The organism is Nostoc sp. CENA543, from assembly GCF_002896875.1.
In the GTDB taxonomy this organism is placed as follows: domain Bacteria; phylum Cyanobacteriota; class Cyanobacteriia; order Cyanobacteriales; family Nostocaceae; genus Trichormus.
Genome location: NZ_CP023278.1, coordinates 1885703 through 1903402 on the forward strand (window position 1 = coordinate 1885703; position 17700 = coordinate 1903402).

A 17700-nucleotide genomic window follows, 5' to 3' on the forward strand; every position below is an offset into this window, starting at 1 on the left:
TGTGTATCTACTTCATCCAGGATGTTACTTCTTTTTGCAAAGTTGAAACATTCGCAATTACGGAAATTTCGCGCAAACATAGCCTCACAAAATAAGTCACCCAAGTAGTGATTCCAGTTAATTTTAATGTATCCTCTACTACGGTAGGGATACTGTGCCATATCGCATCGCTAATGATCGATAGCCCTAAAAATATTGTGCCAACAACAAGAATCAGAAATTCTGTTTGTTTGAAAATTCTTCTAAATTTGATAAAAAATGAACATACGAGGATCATATAAATTGCATATAAGATACGTTCATCAATATATAGATATTTTGGCAGTACATATTCATGCAGTAAGAAGAAATCATCAACTAAAAATAATGTGTTTAATAAACCAGAATACAGGAAAAAATTGCTGTATTGTGGAGATTGTTTGACTATTTTAAGAATTACAAAACTAAATAAGCAAATTGCCGCACACGCACACCAAAATAATATGCCGATATTAGAAAAAAAGCCTATGTATGGTGGTGTACCTGCTACGGCTGCCTGATCCATTGTCAAATGAGCTAAGTTTAAATCAGTAGTTAAATAAACAGTAATTAAGACTAAAGATAATGGGATTATAGTTGATAAAACTGCGATTATAGCGATTTTAATTTGATGTGTGTATATGGACTTATTACTAATTAGTTTGTGCATGATTGTCCGGGCTTTTTGTAAAAAATACTACTTTTGTGTACTGAATAATAATTTTATACATCATTGCATAGAATATCCAGGTATAAATTTAATCAATCAGTCTGCATATTAATTATGTCCATTAACCCTTGATTAAACGAAAAAGTTGTATTGTTTTCATCTCCAATGTTAGTTAATTAGACAGGAAAACCTGAAGTTGTTGATTTACAAACCTCTAATATTAAGGCAAGGTTAATAAATTTTGCGTACATTTGCTGATAATCTCATACTAAAAATGGATATGCAATATTACTAAAAGCATAATTTTGATGAAAATTATTGTATACCTTGAGAAATTATTTAATTTCCAGTAATTTATGTTACTAAATACATAAGTTTTTATTTTTATACTGTAAAAAATATGACTTCACGCCTGATGTGAATTAGGAAAACCTTCTATATCTCCAAAAAATAGCCTATGCTTGGAGCTAATGAGACTCGGTAGGGGCGGGTTAATCAAATATCATGAACAATTAACGATGATATCGGTGAACCCGCCCCTACAAATGTCTACAGAATTACACGATTTTAATTCACATTAGACGTACTTCTATAGGAGTAAGATTTTGTTAAGGGTTATATCCCCCGATGAAAAATGCGGGGGCTTTACGTATCAAGACTTGTCAGCAAAATATATTTAACTTGGAATTATTAACTTACCTTCGCCGCCAAATCTGCGGGACTGATATGTTCGTAATGTTCAAAAGGTTGGCGAATCCAAGGATTATCAGGTAAATAGTCAATGTAATAGTTAGGTGCAAAGATAGAGCAAGCTTTATACCAAATGACGGCAGTACGGATTTCCTCGATGGGGGTAGTGGTGTTTTGCTGTAGCCAGGGGATAGTTTCTTTCAGTGTAATTCCTGAGTCTACCAAATCGTCAACCACTAGAATACGTGAACCTAATGTTTCCGTGGTCATGGTTAAATGACGGGAGAAAATTAAGTTACCTCTGGCTTGTTTGCCTGAACCACTGTAAGACGATGTTGCTAAAATTGCCAAAGGCTGCTGATATATACGGGAAAGAATATCACCAACACGTAGTCCGCCCCTGGCTAAACAAAGTATTTGATTAAATTCCCAACCAGAGTCATAAATACGAGCCGCTAGTTGCTCAATTTTATAATGATACTCTGACCAAGAAACGTAAAGGTCTGGCATAAGGTAGGTATTTTATGGGTGATACTAAAAGCGATGCTGACGCTAAACAAAGCGATCGCAAATTTTATATTTTAGTATGAGTGCAAGACATTATGAACGATTCTACTGCTGATGACTATTCCCAAGAGCATCAAGTCAGTGAAAAACTTGACTTGAAAACTAAAATCGCTTTCGGTGCTGGGGATTTGGGAACGGCTATCACAGCGATGATTGGGATTTCCTATCTATCACCTTTTTTAACAGATGTAGCACATTTAAAACCAGAGTTAGCTGGACTCACCCAACTCATCGGCAAAGTATGGGATGCTATTAATGATCCAATGGTGGGAGTATTAAGCGATCGCACTCAGAGTAGTCAGGGGAGGCGATATCCTTGGATGATTTGGGGTGCAGTCCCTTTCGGAATTTTCTTTTTTTTAAACTGGGTTGTCCCTCAGTTTAGTAGTAATGAAAATGTAAACGAGTGGGGCTTGTTTTGGTTTTATACTATCGTTTCGATTTTGTTTAATGCTTTCTATACTATTGTCAATTTACCATATACAGCCCTCACCGCCGAACTGACACAAGACTACGACGAACGTACTAGCCTCAACAGTTTTCGCTTTTTCTTTTCTATCGGTGGAAGTATTTTTGCTGTTTTGCTGGCCTTGGTAATTTCCTTAATCATTCCGCAAAATAAACAACTACAATACATAGTTTTGGGAGCTATTTGTGCAGTTGTCTCGGTGTTTCCTTTGTATTGGTGTGTTTGGGGAACGAAAAAACGCGCCAAAGCAATGGCTAAGTTACATCCCCAAATGGAACAGACGGTATCAATTCCCTTATTGAAGCAACTCCAAATTGTTTTTACTAATCGCCCTTTCTTGTTTGTTGTCGGGATTTATTTGTGTTCCTGGTTGAGTGTGCAGTTAACTGCTAGTATTATTCCTTACTTTGTTGTCAGTTGGATGCGATTACCATCTTGGCATTTTAATTTAGTATTGTTGGCAGTCCAAGGTACTGCAATGTCAATGCTGTTTGTCTGGAGTGCTATCAGTAAGCGTGTTGGTAAACAAGCTGTATACTACATGGGTGTGAGTGTATGGATTATCGCCCAAGGTGGACTGTTTTTTTTACAGCCTGGTCAAGTCACCCTAATGTATACTTTTGCCATCATGGCGGGTTTTGGAGTTTCTACAGCTTACCTTGTACCTTGGTCAATGCTACCTGATGTCATTGAATTAGACGAACTCAAAACCGGACAAAGAAGGGAAGGTATTTTTTATAGTTTCATTGTTTTTATCCAAAAAATTTGTTTAGGCTTGGCGGTGAATATAGTTTTACAAAGGTTAGGTAAGGCTGGCTATATTCCACCCACACCAGAGGTTCCTATCCCAGTACAACCAAATGCTGTATTAGATGTTATTCGTGTTTCTATCGGGCCACTACCTGCGATCGCCTTAATTATAGGTTTAATCCTCACCTATTTTTACCCCATTACTCGTGAGATGCACGCCGAAATTCTGCTCAAACTCCAAGCACGTAAACAACAACGAGATCACCTGGAATGAAATTGAGTGCTTCAGCTAACAAGATACTATATAGCCCATTCCCCATTCCCCATTCCCTATTCCCTGATAATAGACACCTTACCTGTGTCAATATCGTAAATAGCCCCCACAATTTTGAGTTTACCTAAACGCACCAATTTGGCTAATATCAAGGACTTTTTCAGTAATTTTTCAGCCTGGTATTGAATATTAGCAATAACTCCAACTTCTTGGATTTTCTCAGATTTTAGATTTACTCCGGCTAAGGCAGGTTTAATATCTTCAATCACATCGCCAATCTTACCTGGAAGGGGTTTGTTTTTGATGGCTGCGGCGACAGCACCACATCTTTTATGACCCAATACTACAATTAACTGCGAACCGAGTACCGATGCAGCATATTCTAAACTACCAATAGCTGTTTCACTGGCCACATTACCAGCGACTCGCACCACAAATAAATCCCCCAGTCCTTGATCAAAAATAATTTCCGTTGGAACTCTCGAATCTGCACAACCCAAGATAGTTGCAAAAGGATATTGACCTTGAGTAACAGCTTGCAAACGTTTTCGTGATTGATTAGGATGTTGGGGTTTACTTTCTACAAATCTTTGATTACCAGCCAGTAATCGTGTTAATGCTTGTTGCGGATTGGCGGGGTTTGGGTTAGCTGAATTAACATCAGCAATGGTAGTTTCTGGTGTATCTTTAATCAAACTACCACCCACAGTGGTAGCTACTACTCCTAAACCGCTACCACCTGCTAACCACAAGAAATTACGACGACCGATAAATCCATTAATTCGAGTCATGAACCTACGTGAAAATTTGGTGTGGTTAACAGCACGATATCAGAATCGACAATACGACAAGAGTACCTTTGCACACCCTTTAATAGCAATTTTAGATTTTGGATTTTGCGGAAAGTTCTGTAGGCGGGTTTCCCGCCGTAGGAAACTTTTCAAGACGGATTTTGGATTAACAGATTAGATGTGTAGTCTATAAGACAATACGGTTCAGTTAAGGCTAAAATCTGAGGTTTGTGAAGTAAGGAAAAGTTCGTAGTAAGGACTTCAGTCCTCATCTAAGGACTAAAGTCCTTACTACAAACTATTTTCTTAACTGAACTGTATTGGTCTATAAGACTAATTTAATTTTTGGTCACGGGTGGGTAGATTTGGTGATTTTTATTTATTAGTACGCCAAATATCAAGATAGTTAGTACGACCACTTATCAGAGTATTGCCACTAGGATGGAATTTAATTGCAGTGACTCTGCTGACATCTTGTTTGAAGGTGTTGGCGACTTGATTTGTTGATAAATTCCACAGTTTAACAGTACCGTCATAACTACCACTAGCTAGGGTTTGACCATCAGGTGTAAAATCTAGGGAAATTATAGCGGCTGTATGTCCTTTGAAAGTTGCGATCGCTTTTCCTGTTTTCAAGTTCCACAATCTAATTGTTTGATCAACTCCACTACTAGCGATAATTTCCCCATTAGGACTGCACACTACAGCAATGATTTCTTTGGTGTGTCCTGTGAAGGTTTTACTTAGGCGACGTTGATTGAGATTCCACACTTTAATCGTTTTATCCCAACTACCACTCACAAGAGTTTGATTATCTGGACTGAAGGTTACAGAGTTAACTATATTAGTGTGACCCCTCAAAGTAGCAATTTCTTTTTGGGTTTGTAAATTCCAAAGTTTGATGGTGTTACCTTGTGCAGTGGCTAAGATTTTACCATCACTACTCATAGCCAGACTGGTCACTTTTAAATTTGCTTTGCCCAAGGTAGCAATTTGTTTACCTGTTTGTGTATTCCATAATCTGATAGTTTGATCTCGACTACCACTAGCCAAAAGTTTACCATCGGGACTCATAGCCACAGACCACACAAAATCAGAATGTCCCTTGAGGGTATGTATGACTTTTTCCTGTGGCCAATTCCATACTTTAATAGTATGGTCGCTGCTACCAGTAGCGAATTTTGTACCATCAGCACTAATAGCAATACTATTAATTTGCTCAGAATGGGCTGGCATAGTCTTAATTAGATACTGATTAACGGGTAAATTGAGATTAACTTTGGGTGGAGAGGGAATATCTTTTGAACTCAAACGAGATTGGAAATATAATATTCCTGCACCGATTACTAATGAGCAAGTCACAGCAGTCAATAATGCAGTTTTTTTGCCTTGACTAGCGATGAATTTTATGAGTGTTAATTGAGTTGCTTGTAGTTTTGTCCTGAAGACAGATGGAATTAATGTTGGTGACGGTAATCGGTTTAAGTCTGCTAGCACTGCATCCGCAGACTGATAACGTTCATGGAAATCTACCTTTAACAATCTCTCTAGCACTTGAGCAAATTGCTCACTGACAGGGTGTGATAAGTGTTTTCGCCAAGATGCTACCCAACCATAGCCATATTGTATCCACAATTGAGAAGGAGAAACTCCACTGAGCATATAAAAGGCAGTCATTCCTAAACTATATAAATCACTGCTCGGATAGGCTTCCCCCTGCATCTGCTCTATGGGAGTATATCCTTGTGAGCCGATATTTGTCCCCCTTTGGGCTTTAACTGTAGCATTTAGTTGCTTAGAAGCACCAAAATCAATTAATACTAACCGCCCATCTTGTTGACGACGAATAATATTTTGTGGCTTAATATCTCGATGAATTACGTGCTTTTCATGGATAAATTTGAGAATAGGTAATAAATCAACTAATAAGTCGTAAATTTCATTTTCCTGATAAGGATAACGCTGATTTAATTCCTGGGATAAGTTTTTACCTGCAATAAATTCCTGCACTAAATATAAGTTATTATCTTGCTCAAAATAAGCAAAAAGCTGGGGGATTTGGGGATGTTCACCTAGCTGTTGCAATCTGACTGCTTCGTCTTGAAATAACTCAATCGCCTTTTTTAACGCCCAAGTCCCCTGTACTCGCGGAGCAAATTGCTTGACGACACATTGAACATTGAGTTTATCTACATCCTCTGCTAAATAGGTTCTGCTAAATCCACCTTCATCAGATAGGAGATTGATAATCCGATAGCGGTTTCTCAGTAAAGGTGTGATGGGTGTACCGCAAGCTTGGCAGTATTTCGTACCTTTACTATTTAAAGGGCTAGGGCAATCTGGATTTAAACAGCAGAGCATCATACAAGAGACATATTTTAGATATAAAAGTTTCCTGATTTTGCATTTAGATGGAGAAATTGCTGCAAATTAATCGGCTGTGATTTTAGGTACTCATAGTTATGATAATGTATAAACAAGATTCAAGACTTTGATGAATCCAATAATTATAGAGTTAGTATGAAAACTCAGATTTAATACATTTCTATCTTATTGAACTTGACAAAAAATCTGTTTTATGGATAAAAGATTTCTGCTGTTCTTAGAAGAGACAAAAATCAATTTATATCGTTAAAGAAAATAAAATTTTGACTAGAAATATCTGGATTTTCGAGAAATAAATTTTTGTGCCAAATGTGAGGATTGACTAATGAGAAGGCTACATCATCAACAAAACATCGCAAAATTCAAATTGTTTTTCATTTATGGCATGAGTTCTAGTTTGCTTATCTCCAGCATGATTCAGCCAATTCATGGGGAAGTTTTGGCAGAAAACAGAGAGAAATTTGTGATTGCTTCACTACCCATAGATGATCCAACTTTAAAAGAAGGGATTAATGAGATTCAAGTCCCTGAAACTACTACAACTCCAGCCAATCAACCAACCATTAAACCACCAATCGCACCTAACCCTCCAGCCAATACGACAATAGCTAACACTAGAGATGCTAATAATATCTCCAACAACCGAGCTATTATTAACAATCAAGCGGCAAGTAATAATACAAATGCCAATAATAGGAATACTAACACTACCAATAACAGACGTAATTCTCGGAATCGTCAACGAGTAATTGCCACTAATTCGACATCGAGACAGCCGACTTATAGAGATATTGATTTTGTCAATATTCCTTTTGGGATTCTATCTCCTGGTGATTTTCAGTCTGAAGGTAGATATGTGCATTTTTATAGATTTGAGGGGCAAGAAAATCAGGTAATTCAACTCAGGTTAACAGGTAGTGTAGATCAACGTCGCAGCAATAACCTGAGTTTAAGACCTTATATGTTTTTGTTTGATCCCGATAATAATGTCATCTTGCGCCGGAGTAGTTCAGACAATAGTAAAAGCATTAGGGATGCTTCCATATTTGCCAAATTACCGAAAAAAGGCGTTTACACGATAGCAGTTACTAGCCAAAATCCTGGAGATGTGGGACGTTATACTATAGCTTTGAGAAATGATCGCGCTAGCTACGTTGAAGATGACTTTACGGAATTGACTGCTAGTAGTCCGACTCTGAAAAATGGTAGTCCCTACAATGTCACCAAATTGGAAGGGAAAAAAGGTCAACTTGTCAGTATTCGTGTAGATAGTGTCTTAGAAGAATTTTCTCCCTTTATAGTCTTATTAGATGCTCAGGGAAGGGTAGTATCCTCAGATAATGATCGAGAAGGTAGATATAGTGCTTTAATTGATCGAGCTAAGTTACCGGCGGATGGTACTTACTATGTAGTGGTAACTTCTAAAACGCCTAATCAAAGTGGTAGATATCGATTGACTGTTTTCTAGGTTTGTTGGCTGTTCACTGGAAATATAGGTGATGAATTTTACTATCCAAAATGTATTGATAGCGGCTGAGGAGAGTTACACTACCACCGATGTACAGATTATAGAAGGGAAAATTGCGGCGATCGCTCCCAACTTAGATATTGTCGGTACAGTAATCGATGGTAGCAATAAACTGTTGCTACCAGGTTTTATCAATGCTCACACCCATTCCTCAGAAATGTGGCAACGGGGCATTATGTCAGCTTTACCCCTAGAATTATGGTTAGCGGAATTATATGATTTCGCACCCCTGGATACCGAGCAAGTTTATTTGAGTGCTTTAGGAACAGCCGTAGAAACCTTGTTATCTGGCGGTACAAGTGTTGTAGATCATCTGGTGTTAATTCCCGGACAAGAATTAGAAACCATCGCCTGCGCGGTGCGTGCTTATCAAGAAGTGGGAATTCGGGCTTTTGTCGCGCCTTTAATTCAAGATGAATCTTTAACTGCGGGAATACCTAATGGAGAATCGACACAAACCCATGAACCGTTTTTCCGTAGTACCGCCGCAACGCTAGAAATGATTGAAACAGCAATTACACAGTTTCACCATCCAGAATCGGGGGTGAATATTTTAGTTGCACCTACGGGGATACAATTATGTACAGATGGGTTATTTGAGGGATGTATTGAGTTAAGCGATCGCTATAATATTTGTCGTCACTCTCATTTACTGGAAACTCAAGCCCAAGCCAAACTCGCCCAGGAAAAATACGGTTGTAGTGCTGTTACCCATCTTAAACAAATTGGTTACTTGAGCGATCGCACTTCCTTAGCCCATTGTGTTTGGTTAGATGATGCAGATATCGCCATCCTTGCAGAAACTCAATCAACAGTAGTTCACAACCCCTTGAGTAATTTACGCTTAGGTAGCGGCATCGCCCCCATTTTAAAATATTGCCAAGCTGGGGTAAACGTCACTTTTGGTTGTGATGGTGCTTCTAGTAACGACTCCCAAGACTTATTAGAAGCCATCAAAATCGGCTCTATTTTACATAACGTTACAGATTTTGATTATCGCCATTGGATTACACCCCGAAAAGCCGTAGAAATGGCTGCTTTAGGCGGTGCAAAGGGGTTAAATATGGCAGATCAACTGGGATCTCTCACCGTAGGCAAACAAGCCGATTTGGTACTCTATGACCTCACCAATTTATCATTACTACCACGAACAGACCCCATTGGATTATTAGTTTTAGGTCGTCCCAGCAATGTTGTAGATAGTGCGTGGGTGAATGGTAAGCAAATTATTGCTGATGGGAAGGTGACAACGATTAACGTTGATGAACTGCGACAAGAACTATTTAACCGTAGCCAATGGACTACTCAACGTCAGTCGCCAACTGTAGCGCAAATTGAGGCGCATTATCGTCAAGTGATGGGGTTGTAAGGGACTATGAAAAATTAGGGGAGCAGGGAGCAAGGGGGCAGGGAGAAAAATCACTCCAATTGCGGGTTTTAGCGTACCCATCTGGAGAAGCAAGCTACGCGCAGCGTCTCGTAGAGAAGCGGAACGTAGTTCGGTTTGTATTTTTAGTTCCCTCTGCCCCCTGCCCCTTTTCCTCTTTTTGACTGAGAAAGCTTCAAAACCCCGAATTTGTTTAAGAATTTGGGGTTTTTTGATTTCTCAGTAAATTTTTGCATAACCTCCAAATCTCCAGAAATATATTCCTATGAAAGCAAGTTAACAGTTCTATTGAATTGGAATATTTTAGGAGAGATGTCCATGAACAGCTTAAAATTAGCCGCAACTATAATTGTATGCACAACATTAGCTTTCACACCCAAAGCTGAAGCTAAAAACTTATTTAATCATCAGCAAATCCCTACATCACAAGTAACTGCACAATCTACCGAATCTGAAGTTTACGCTAACTTACAACGAGGTATTGATTTACTAGAAGGGAAAAACTATCAAGCAGCTATTGAAAAATTTACCCAAGTTTTAGAAGCTGACCCCAATAATATTTATGCTTACGTTGGCAGAGGTGCTGCCAAGATATATATAGAGCAATATCAAGCTGCCAATGCAGATTTTGATGCAGCTTTAGCCATTAATCCTAATATTGCTTTAGCCTACTATTTTCGAGGTATTAGCAACTATTATTTAAGAGATAAAACAGCCGCGATCGCAGATTTTCGGCAAGCATCTACACTCTTTAAAAAAGAAGGCAAACTAGATTTAGCGCAAAAAGCAGACAGCGTAATTAAAGAGATAGAAGCTAGCTAAATTATGGCACGATTTTCCGCCAATCACTAAATTTTTCAGCTATTACATTAACTGTTGACGGTAAGATTGTAAACTATCAACAGTTAACAGCACGCATTGTTAATTTACTCATATCTTCTTTAATTTCTCAATTACAGCTATGCGCTATCGCAAACTCCATTTAACTAGCGTATTTACTACCCTCATTTTAATTACTGCACAATCATCAACAACTTTACCAAGACTATTCCAGACATCCCAAGTATTAGCGCAAGCACCACAAAATCCCCAAGCCGCAGCAGCAAACCTTTACCAGCAAGGTGAAAAGCAGATTCAGACTAGTCAATATAGAGAAGCCTTACAATCATTTCAACGAGCCTTGGCTATCTATCGAGAAATTAAAAATCGCAGAGGCGAAGCCTTGACTCTCAATTACATTGCAATAGTTAATCGTACACTTGGGGATAATATCCAAGCACTAAATTTTTACAAACAAGCTTTATCTATTTTCAGAGAAATAGGCGATAGTTTAAATGAAGGAACTGTTTTAAATAACATTGGTATAATTCATGAAAATTTAGGACAATATCCCCAAGCCCTAGAATTTTACCAGCAAGCTTTAACTATTCGTAAAAAAGTAGGCGATCGCAATGGTGAAGCCTTTACTCTGACTAATTTAGGTTTTATCAATACAACTCTCGGACAATACCCCCAAGCACTAAAGTTTTATCAACAATCATTAGCTATTTTTAAAAGTCTTGGCGACAAAAGAAGAGAAGCATTAACTCTTAATGCCATTGGTATATATTACCGCACAATTAACGAATATCCCCAAGCCTTGGGATTTTATCAACAGGCTTTAAATATTTTTATTGAAATCGGTGAACGTCGAGGTGAAGCAACTACCCTCAATAATATTGGGGATTTCCGGCGCAATCAAGGTGAATATTTACAAGCACAAGAGTTATTTCAAAAAGCCTTGAATCTTTTTATTCAAGTTGGCGATAAATCTGGTGAAGGAGTGGCATTAAGTAATCTTGGTAGAGTCTACCTTCATCAGAAACAATACCCACAAACACAGCAGTTTTTCAGACAAGCTTTAGCAATTTTTCAACAGTTGGGGGATAAAGCCAGTGAAGCTAGAACCTTGAGATATATAGGTAGTGTATTTTATGAGTCTGGTGAATTTACATCAGCAGAACAAACTCTCCGCGAAGGTGTGGAAATTTTAGAATCTCTCCGCACCAAATTGAGCGATGCTAATAAGATATCTATCTTTGAAACTCAAATTGCCACATACCAGTTATTACAAAAAGTCCTCATCGCTCAAAATAAAATATCTGAAGCATTAGAAATCTCTGAACGTGGACGTTCTAGAGCCTTCGTAGAATTATTATCTTCTCGCCAGAATTTAGCTATTACTCTTGATAAACCAACAATATCTTCCCTAAAACAAATTGCCAAAACTCAAAATGCTACCTTAGTTCAATACTCCATTATCAGTAACGAAAATCTCTACATCTGGGTTATTCAACCTACAGGAGAAATCGCTTTTGAGCAAGTAGACTTACAAAAAAATATCAATATTCCTCTCAAAAATCTTGTGACGATGAGTCGCAAATCCATTGGTATATCCCAAAGAAGAGGTATTCAAGTACAACCAAGCAGAAATAATCAACCTCAACAACTGCAAAAACTCCATGAAATTCTCATCAAACCTATAGAGAAACATCTGCCAAAAGATGTTAATTCCCGTGTCATATTCATCCCCCAAGAATCACTGTTTCTCGTTCCCTTCGCAGCATTACAAGACGATAACGGTAAATATTTAATCGAAAATCATACTATTCTTACTGCACCATCAATTCAAGTATTGGATTTAACATCTAAACAAAGAATTAGCCGCAGGGAATCAGTTAAGAAAAAAGGCGACATTTTAGTAGTTGGTAATCCTACTATGCCAAAAATGCCCATTACAAATGAGCAATTAACATCCCTCCGTGGTGCAGAAAAAGAAGCAATTGAGATTGCAGACTTACTCAAAACCCAAGCAATTATCGGTAGCAAAGCCACTAAATCAGCCATTCTCCCCCGAATGAAACAAGCGAGAATTATTCATTTTGCTACTCATGGCTTACTAGATGATTTTAAAGGATTTGGTGTGCCGGGTGCCATTGCTCTTGCTCCTAGTAGTCAAGATGACGGCTTTCTCACAGCCGGGGAAATTCTTGACATGAAACTCAACGCCGAATTAGTGGTTCTCAGTGCGTGTGACACAGGCGGCGGAACTATTACAGGCGACGGTGTTATCGGTTTATCCCGTTCGCTAATTACCGCCGGAGTACCCAGCGTTATCGTCTCTCTCTGGTCTGTCAATGATAACTCAACCGCCTTCTTCATGAGCGAATTTTATCGCCATCTCCAGAAAAATCCTGATAAAGCCGTAGCCTTACGTCAAGCAATGCTGACTACTAAACAAAAGTACAACCATCCCTTTGACTGGGCTGCATTTACCCTCATAGGCGAAAGCAATTAACTCCATCAATTTTCTGTGTCTGTACGTGACGATATGTATAAAAAATCAATCAATTACATCAACTTCATTCTGCTGACAAATATCTGTTTATTCACCAAAGTTGCTGCACAACCTACAGATTTACCAACCCAAACATTACAAAGACAACTCATTTTACAAAACAACTATCCAGCAGCTTTAGAAATTTCTGAACGCAGCCGCAACCGTTCACTAATCAATCTTTTGTCTACACCCTTAATTAATCCAATCAGCATTGAGCAGATTAAACAAGTTGCGAAACAACAAAATGCCACTCTGGTACAATACACTATTATTAATGACACAGTTACCATTGCGGGTAAAAAACAAACTCAAGCATCAGAAATTTATATTTGGGTGATTCAACCTACAGGTGATATTGCTTTTCGCAGCATTGATTTAAAAACTTTTTCCCAGCAAGAACATACATCTTTGTCGGAATTAATTAATAGCAGTCGTCAGTCTCTCGGTGTGAGTAGTGATTACACAAAAGGTATTATCAAAGTATCTCCCCCAAACACTATTAACTCTCAAAAAAAACTACAAAAACTCCATCAATTATTAATTGCACCCATCACTGAATTATTACCCAAACAAGCAGACGCACACATTATTTTTATTCCCCAAGGAGAATTATTTCTCGTCCCTTTCGCCGCCTTGCAAGATAGCAAAGGTCAATATTTAATTGATCAACATACCATCGCCACTGCACCCTCAATTCAAGCACTAGACTTACTCTATCAACGTCAGATTTTACGTCAAACATCTCCAGAGAATGTGCTGATTGTTGGTAATCCTACTATGCCCGATGTTTCTTTAAATACTATGCCTGGTGCAGAACAAGAAGCAAAAAACATTGCTGATATATTTAACACCCAAGCAATCATAGGTGACGCAGCCACAGAAACCGCCGTAGTAGCAAAAATGTCCCAAGCCAAACTCATTCATTTAGCTACCCAAAACGGATGCAGTGATTCCTCAAAAAGCCTGTGTGGGTTAACTTTTGCATCATCATCACAAGACGACGGTTGGCTCACATCTGAAGAAATTCTCAACTTAAACCTCCAAGCCGATTTAGTAGTGCTGAGTGCAGGTGAGACAGCATTAGGTAAAATCACTATTGATGGTGTCATCGGCTTATCTCGTTCTTTCTTCGCGGCTGGGGTTTCCAGCGTCATTGGTTCTTTATGGACTGTATCAGATCGGGAGACGGCATTTTTGATGACAGCGTTTTATCAACAACTCAGTAAAAACCCAAATAAAGCAGCAGCCTTGCGTCATGCGATGCTAGAAACTAAGAAAAAATACCCAAATCCGAGGCATTGGGCTAGTTTTACCCTCATTGGTTTGTTGTAGCAATAGTAGCTGGTTGGTGACTTTCCTGAACTGGATATCACAAATAAAAAAATTCATTCCTGAGCTTTTATTCGTGGTGTCTTTGCTGAAGATTCATCTAATTGAACTGATATAAAAAATGAAAATATTTAAGTTTTTTTTCTAAAGGTTAATGTTATTTTTGTTGATTAATTCAACACTTTTACTAATCACCAAGGAGTTTTTTATGAAAAAAGCAATGCTTACTTTATTTACTTTTATTACTATTCCATTATTTATGAATAATGGAATAGCAAAAGCAGATGGTAGTGTAGACTATATGCTCAATTGTCCACCCAGAGAATTTAATAGATGTTACTCAGAGTACCAAGCAAATAGAGACTCAGGATGGCAAAGCATCAAGAATATTTATAATTCTATGCTTAGTGGTTGCAATCGTAAAGACGTAAATCAATGTTTTGCTCATTATTCATCTGATTTTCAAGTACGTCAGTCAAATGGAGAAGTGATTAATTTAGAACAGTTGCGTCAAGCTAATCGGCAGTTCTGGCGACAAACTGGTGAATATAGAGAAAGTGTATATATTATTCGTCGGGATGTAGGTAGAGAATATGCAAAAGTGATGGGTATTGAATACGTTGATGCAATTGTGTTCGATGCTAATAATTCTCCCGTACCTATGCGTATAGAAGCCACATTTGAACAAACTTGGAGACGTACAAGCAATGGATGGAAATTAGCTTATCAGAACAATCTCGACAGCAAAGTTTCTCGTTCTAGAACATCGCCGGGAGTACCATCTACAGGCTCAGGTATAGGTTTTGATACAGGCGCACCTGCTAATTTTATTCGAGAAGCAGGAAATGGTTTCTCTCGTGTGAGATGATATGAATGTTATTTAAAAGTCAATAATTGCGTAGTGGTGATTTAACAATTACCACTACCTTATTTTTCAAAATCTATTTTTATTTAAAAATTAACCAAATAATAATGAACAAGATGTTTTGTCAAAAAAAATATTTAACTTATCTCAGTTATATTATGGCTATATGTTTGCCACTAACTATTAATTTGCCGAAACCATTAGAGATGTTGCAAGTATTGGCACAAACACCAAACAGCCGTAAAGAAGCCGCAGAAAAACTTTTACAACAAGGTAGAGAACAATATCAAGCTAGTCAATTTGATGCGGCATTGCAATCTTGGCAACAAGCATTAGTGATATATCAAGAAATACGAGACTATGAAAATGAAGTCAAGGTATTAAATAATATTGGTCTAGCATACCAAGTTAAGGGAGAATATGACAGTGCAATTAATTATCTAGAGAGGTCTTTAGGGATTGCTAAAAAAATAAATTACCGTTTAGGAGCAGCTAGAGCTTTAGGTAATCTTGGCATTATATATCAAGATAAAGGCGACTATGGTCAGGCAATTGATTATCATCAACAAAATTTAGCGATCGCAGTAGAACTCAAAGATAATCAAAGTCAAGCAAAAGCCGTTGCCAATATTGGTCTTGTCTACTATTTTTTAGGTGATGTGCCAACAGCAATTAAACAATATTCACAAGCTTTAGCTATTTTTAGAAACCTTGCAGACCGTCAAAGTGAAGCCACATTACTCAATAATCTTGGTCTGGCTTACTCTGCAATTGGCAATTATTCAAACGCTATTCAAAACTACCAACAAGCTTTAATGATTATCCAGGCAATAAAAAACCCACAACTTGAAGGTAAAATTCTGGGTAATTTAGGTAGTATCTATTATTTTTTAGGGAAATATCCTCAAGCTATTGATTATCAACAAAAATGGTTGACAATTGCCCGTGCTATTGTTGACCCTCGCAGTGAAGGAGACGCTTTAGGTAACTTGGGTCTCACTTATTCGGTGCAAGGAAATTACCCCCAAGCCATCAATTATCAACAGCAGAGTTTAGCAATTGCGCGGAAAATTTCTGACCAACTGGGGGAAGGTCAATCTTTGAATAATTTAGGTCTGACTTTCTTTAAATCTGGTAATCTTTCCGCCGCCGAAACAAACCTGTATGCAGCTATTAATATTTGGGAAAATCTCAGAAGTCCCAAATCAAAATTACAAAATACAGATAAAGTCTCTCTTTTTGATACGCAAAAAAATACTTATGCCCTATTACAGCAAGTTTTAGTTGCCCAAAATAAACCTGATGCCGCCTTAGAAATATCAGAAAGGGGTCGTGCTAGAGCTTTTGTTGAATTGCTGGCATCACGCTCATTTAATAATAATAAAAATGTAGTAAATCCGGCGCGATCGCTTACAATTGAGGAGATGAAACAAATTGCCAAAACCCAAAATTCTACCTTAGTGCAGTATTCCATCATTAGAGAAGAATTCCAAGTTTCTGGTAAGCTGCAATTTCAAGAATCAGAACTCTATATTTGGGTCATCAAACCCACAGGTGAAATCACCTTCCGTAAAGCTGACCTCAAACCTTTATGGCAAAAAGAAAACACAAATTTAGAAAAACTTGTGAGTATGAGTCGTCAGTCTATTGGTGTGAGGGGACGAGGTGGCCTTAGCGTCAGTCCAAAACCTGATGCACCCAAAACCAAGCAAAGATTGAGCCGACTACATCAACTACTGATTCAACCCATCGCTGATGTTCTCCCTAAACAAGACAGCGAAAAAGTCATCTTCATCCCTCAAAATGAGTTATTCCTTGTCCCCTTCCCTGCATTACAAGATGAACAAGGCAAATATCTCATCCAAAAACATACTATTCTCACTGCCCCAGCAATTCAAGTATTAGATTTCACGCGTCAACAAAAATTAGGCGTGGGAAATGGGGACGTATTAATAGTAGGTAATCCCACCATGCCCAAGGTAATTTTAGAACCAGGAAAGCCGTCCGAAAAATTAACATCCTTACCTTGGGCGGAAAAAGAAGCACGAGAAATTGCTGCTAAGTTCAATACTCAAGCATTAATCGGCAATAAAGCTACCAAAACCACAATTGTCAACAAAATGACACAGGCTCGAATCATTCATTTCGCCACACATGGGTTACTTGATGATAACCGAGGCTTGGGCAGTGCGATCGCTCTTGCACCCTCCAGCACTGATAACGGTCTGTTGACGGCGGAAGAAATCCTCAATCTGAAGCTGAATGCAGACTTAGTAGTGTTAAGTGCTTGCGACACCGGACGCGGACGCATTACTGGGGATGGTGTGATTGGTTTATCTCGTTCTTTAATTAGTGCAGGTACACCCAGCGTTATTGTTTCCTTGTGGGCTGTTGATGATAATTCCACATCTTTTTTGATGACAGAGTTTTATAAGAATATCCAACAACAAGATAAAGCCACGGCTTTACGTCAAGCCATGCTGACCACGATGCAGAAATATCCCCAACCCATAAATTGGGCGGCTTTCACCCTAATTGGGGAATCAAAGTGACTAAAACAATTGTCAATTCGCAATTCGCAATTCGCAATTAAAATGC

Annotated in this window: 12 protein-coding genes; 8 read left to right on the forward strand and 4 right to left on the reverse strand. The window is 38.2% G+C overall.

The genetic code is table 11. The annotated features are described in order from the left end of the window. Positions 1-7: 7 nt before the first annotated feature. Together CLI64_RS07915 and CLI64_RS07920 are read right to left on the reverse strand one after the other, a co-directional pair. Positions 8-688, reverse strand: a complete 681-nt coding sequence (locus CLI64_RS07915; RefSeq protein WP_103136700.1) for a hypothetical protein — start codon at positions 686-688, stop codon at positions 8-10. A gap of 690 nt (positions 689-1378) precedes the next feature. Next, complete coding sequence (locus CLI64_RS07920) at positions 1379-1888, reverse strand: phosphoribosyltransferase (RefSeq protein ID WP_103136701.1); 510 nt, start codon at positions 1886-1888, stop codon at positions 1379-1381. A gap of 92 nt (positions 1889-1980) precedes the next feature. On the opposite strand from CLI64_RS07920, the gene CLI64_RS07925 reads away from it, so the two are divergent. After that, positions 1981-3438 (forward strand): MFS transporter, encoded by a 1458-nt coding sequence (locus tag CLI64_RS07925; RefSeq protein ID WP_103136702.1) that lies wholly within the window; start codon positions 1981-1983, stop codon positions 3436-3438. Positions 3439-3494: 56 nt separating this feature from the next. On the opposite strand, the gene CLI64_RS07930 is transcribed toward CLI64_RS07925, so the two are convergent. Continuing rightward, a complete protein-coding gene (locus CLI64_RS07930) occupies positions 3495-4229 on the reverse strand; it encodes a carbonic anhydrase (protein WP_103136703.1) in 735 nt (244 codons plus the stop codon). A 375-nt stretch (positions 4230-4604) separates the two neighbouring features. After that, positions 4605-6593: a serine/threonine-protein kinase gene (locus CLI64_RS07935; RefSeq protein WP_308418381.1), complete on the reverse strand. Its 1989-nt coding sequence runs from the start codon at positions 6591-6593 to the stop codon at positions 4605-4607. Positions 6594-6939: 346 nt separating this feature from the next. Here CLI64_RS07935 and CLI64_RS07940 point away from each other — a divergent pair, with 346 nt between their 5' ends. The 7 genes from CLI64_RS07940 to CLI64_RS07970 all read left to right on the forward strand — a co-directional run bounded on the left by CLI64_RS07940 (position 6940) and on the right by CLI64_RS07970 (position 17654). Beyond that, a complete protein-coding gene (locus tag CLI64_RS07940) occupies positions 6940-8082 on the forward strand; it encodes a PPC domain-containing protein (RefSeq protein WP_103136705.1) in 1143 nt (380 codons plus the stop codon). A 31-nt stretch (positions 8083-8113) separates the two neighbouring features. Further along, positions 8114-9511 (forward strand): amidohydrolase, encoded by a 1398-nt coding sequence (locus tag CLI64_RS07945; protein WP_103136706.1) that lies wholly within the window; start codon positions 8114-8116, stop codon positions 9509-9511. Between the two features lie 336 nt (positions 9512-9847). Then, positions 9848-10351: a tetratricopeptide repeat protein gene (locus CLI64_RS07950; RefSeq protein ID WP_103136707.1), complete on the forward strand. Its 504-nt coding sequence runs from the start codon at positions 9848-9850 to the stop codon at positions 10349-10351. 139 nt (positions 10352-10490) lie between these two features. Further along, positions 10491-12866, forward strand: coding sequence for a CHAT domain-containing protein (locus CLI64_RS07955; protein WP_103136708.1), 2376 nt, complete (start codon positions 10491-10493; stop codon positions 12864-12866). Between the two features lie 15 nt (positions 12867-12881). Further along, positions 12882-14240: a CHAT domain-containing protein gene (locus CLI64_RS07960; protein ID WP_225977531.1), complete on the forward strand. Its 1359-nt coding sequence runs from the start codon at positions 12882-12884 to the stop codon at positions 14238-14240. A 205-nt stretch (positions 14241-14445) separates the two neighbouring features. Continuing rightward, positions 14446-15105: a hypothetical protein gene (locus tag CLI64_RS07965; protein ID WP_103136710.1), complete on the forward strand. Its 660-nt coding sequence runs from the start codon at positions 14446-14448 to the stop codon at positions 15103-15105. A gap of 104 nt (positions 15106-15209) precedes the next feature. After that, positions 15210-17654 (forward strand): CHAT domain-containing protein, encoded by a 2445-nt coding sequence (locus CLI64_RS07970; protein ID WP_225977532.1) that lies wholly within the window; start codon positions 15210-15212, stop codon positions 17652-17654. Positions 17655-17700 lie beyond the last annotated feature (46 nt).

Excerpts from the sequence above, each read along its gene's own strand:
- CLI64_RS07915 (WP_103136700.1), bottom strand. The coding sequence starts at position 688 with ATGCACAAACTAATTAGTAATAAGTCCATATACACACATCAAATTAAA.
- CLI64_RS07925 (WP_103136702.1), top strand. The coding sequence starts at position 1,981 with ATGAACGATTCTACTGCTGATGACTATTCCCAAGAGCATCAAGTCAGT.
- CLI64_RS07935 (WP_308418381.1), bottom strand. The coding sequence starts at position 6,593 with ATGATGCTCTGCTGTTTAAATCCAGATTGCCCTAGCCCTTTAAATAGT.
- CLI64_RS07950 (WP_103136707.1), top strand. The coding sequence starts at position 9,848 with ATGAACAGCTTAAAATTAGCCGCAACTATAATTGTATGCACAACATTA.
- CLI64_RS07930 (WP_103136703.1), bottom strand. The coding sequence starts at position 4,229 with ATGACTCGAATTAATGGATTTATCGGTCGTCGTAATTTCTTGTGGTTA.
- CLI64_RS07970 (WP_225977532.1), top strand. The coding sequence starts at position 15,210 with ATGAACAAGATGTTTTGTCAAAAAAAATATTTAACTTATCTCAGTTAT.
- CLI64_RS07955 (WP_103136708.1), top strand. The coding sequence starts at position 10,491 with ATGCGCTATCGCAAACTCCATTTAACTAGCGTATTTACTACCCTCATT.
- CLI64_RS07945 (WP_103136706.1), top strand. The coding sequence starts at position 8,114 with ATGAATTTTACTATCCAAAATGTATTGATAGCGGCTGAGGAGAGTTAC.
- CLI64_RS07965 (WP_103136710.1), top strand. The coding sequence starts at position 14,446 with ATGAAAAAAGCAATGCTTACTTTATTTACTTTTATTACTATTCCATTA.
- CLI64_RS07920 (WP_103136701.1), bottom strand. The coding sequence starts at position 1,888 with ATGCCAGACCTTTACGTTTCTTGGTCAGAGTATCATTATAAAATTGAG.
- CLI64_RS07940 (WP_103136705.1), top strand. The coding sequence starts at position 6,940 with ATGAGAAGGCTACATCATCAACAAAACATCGCAAAATTCAAATTGTTT.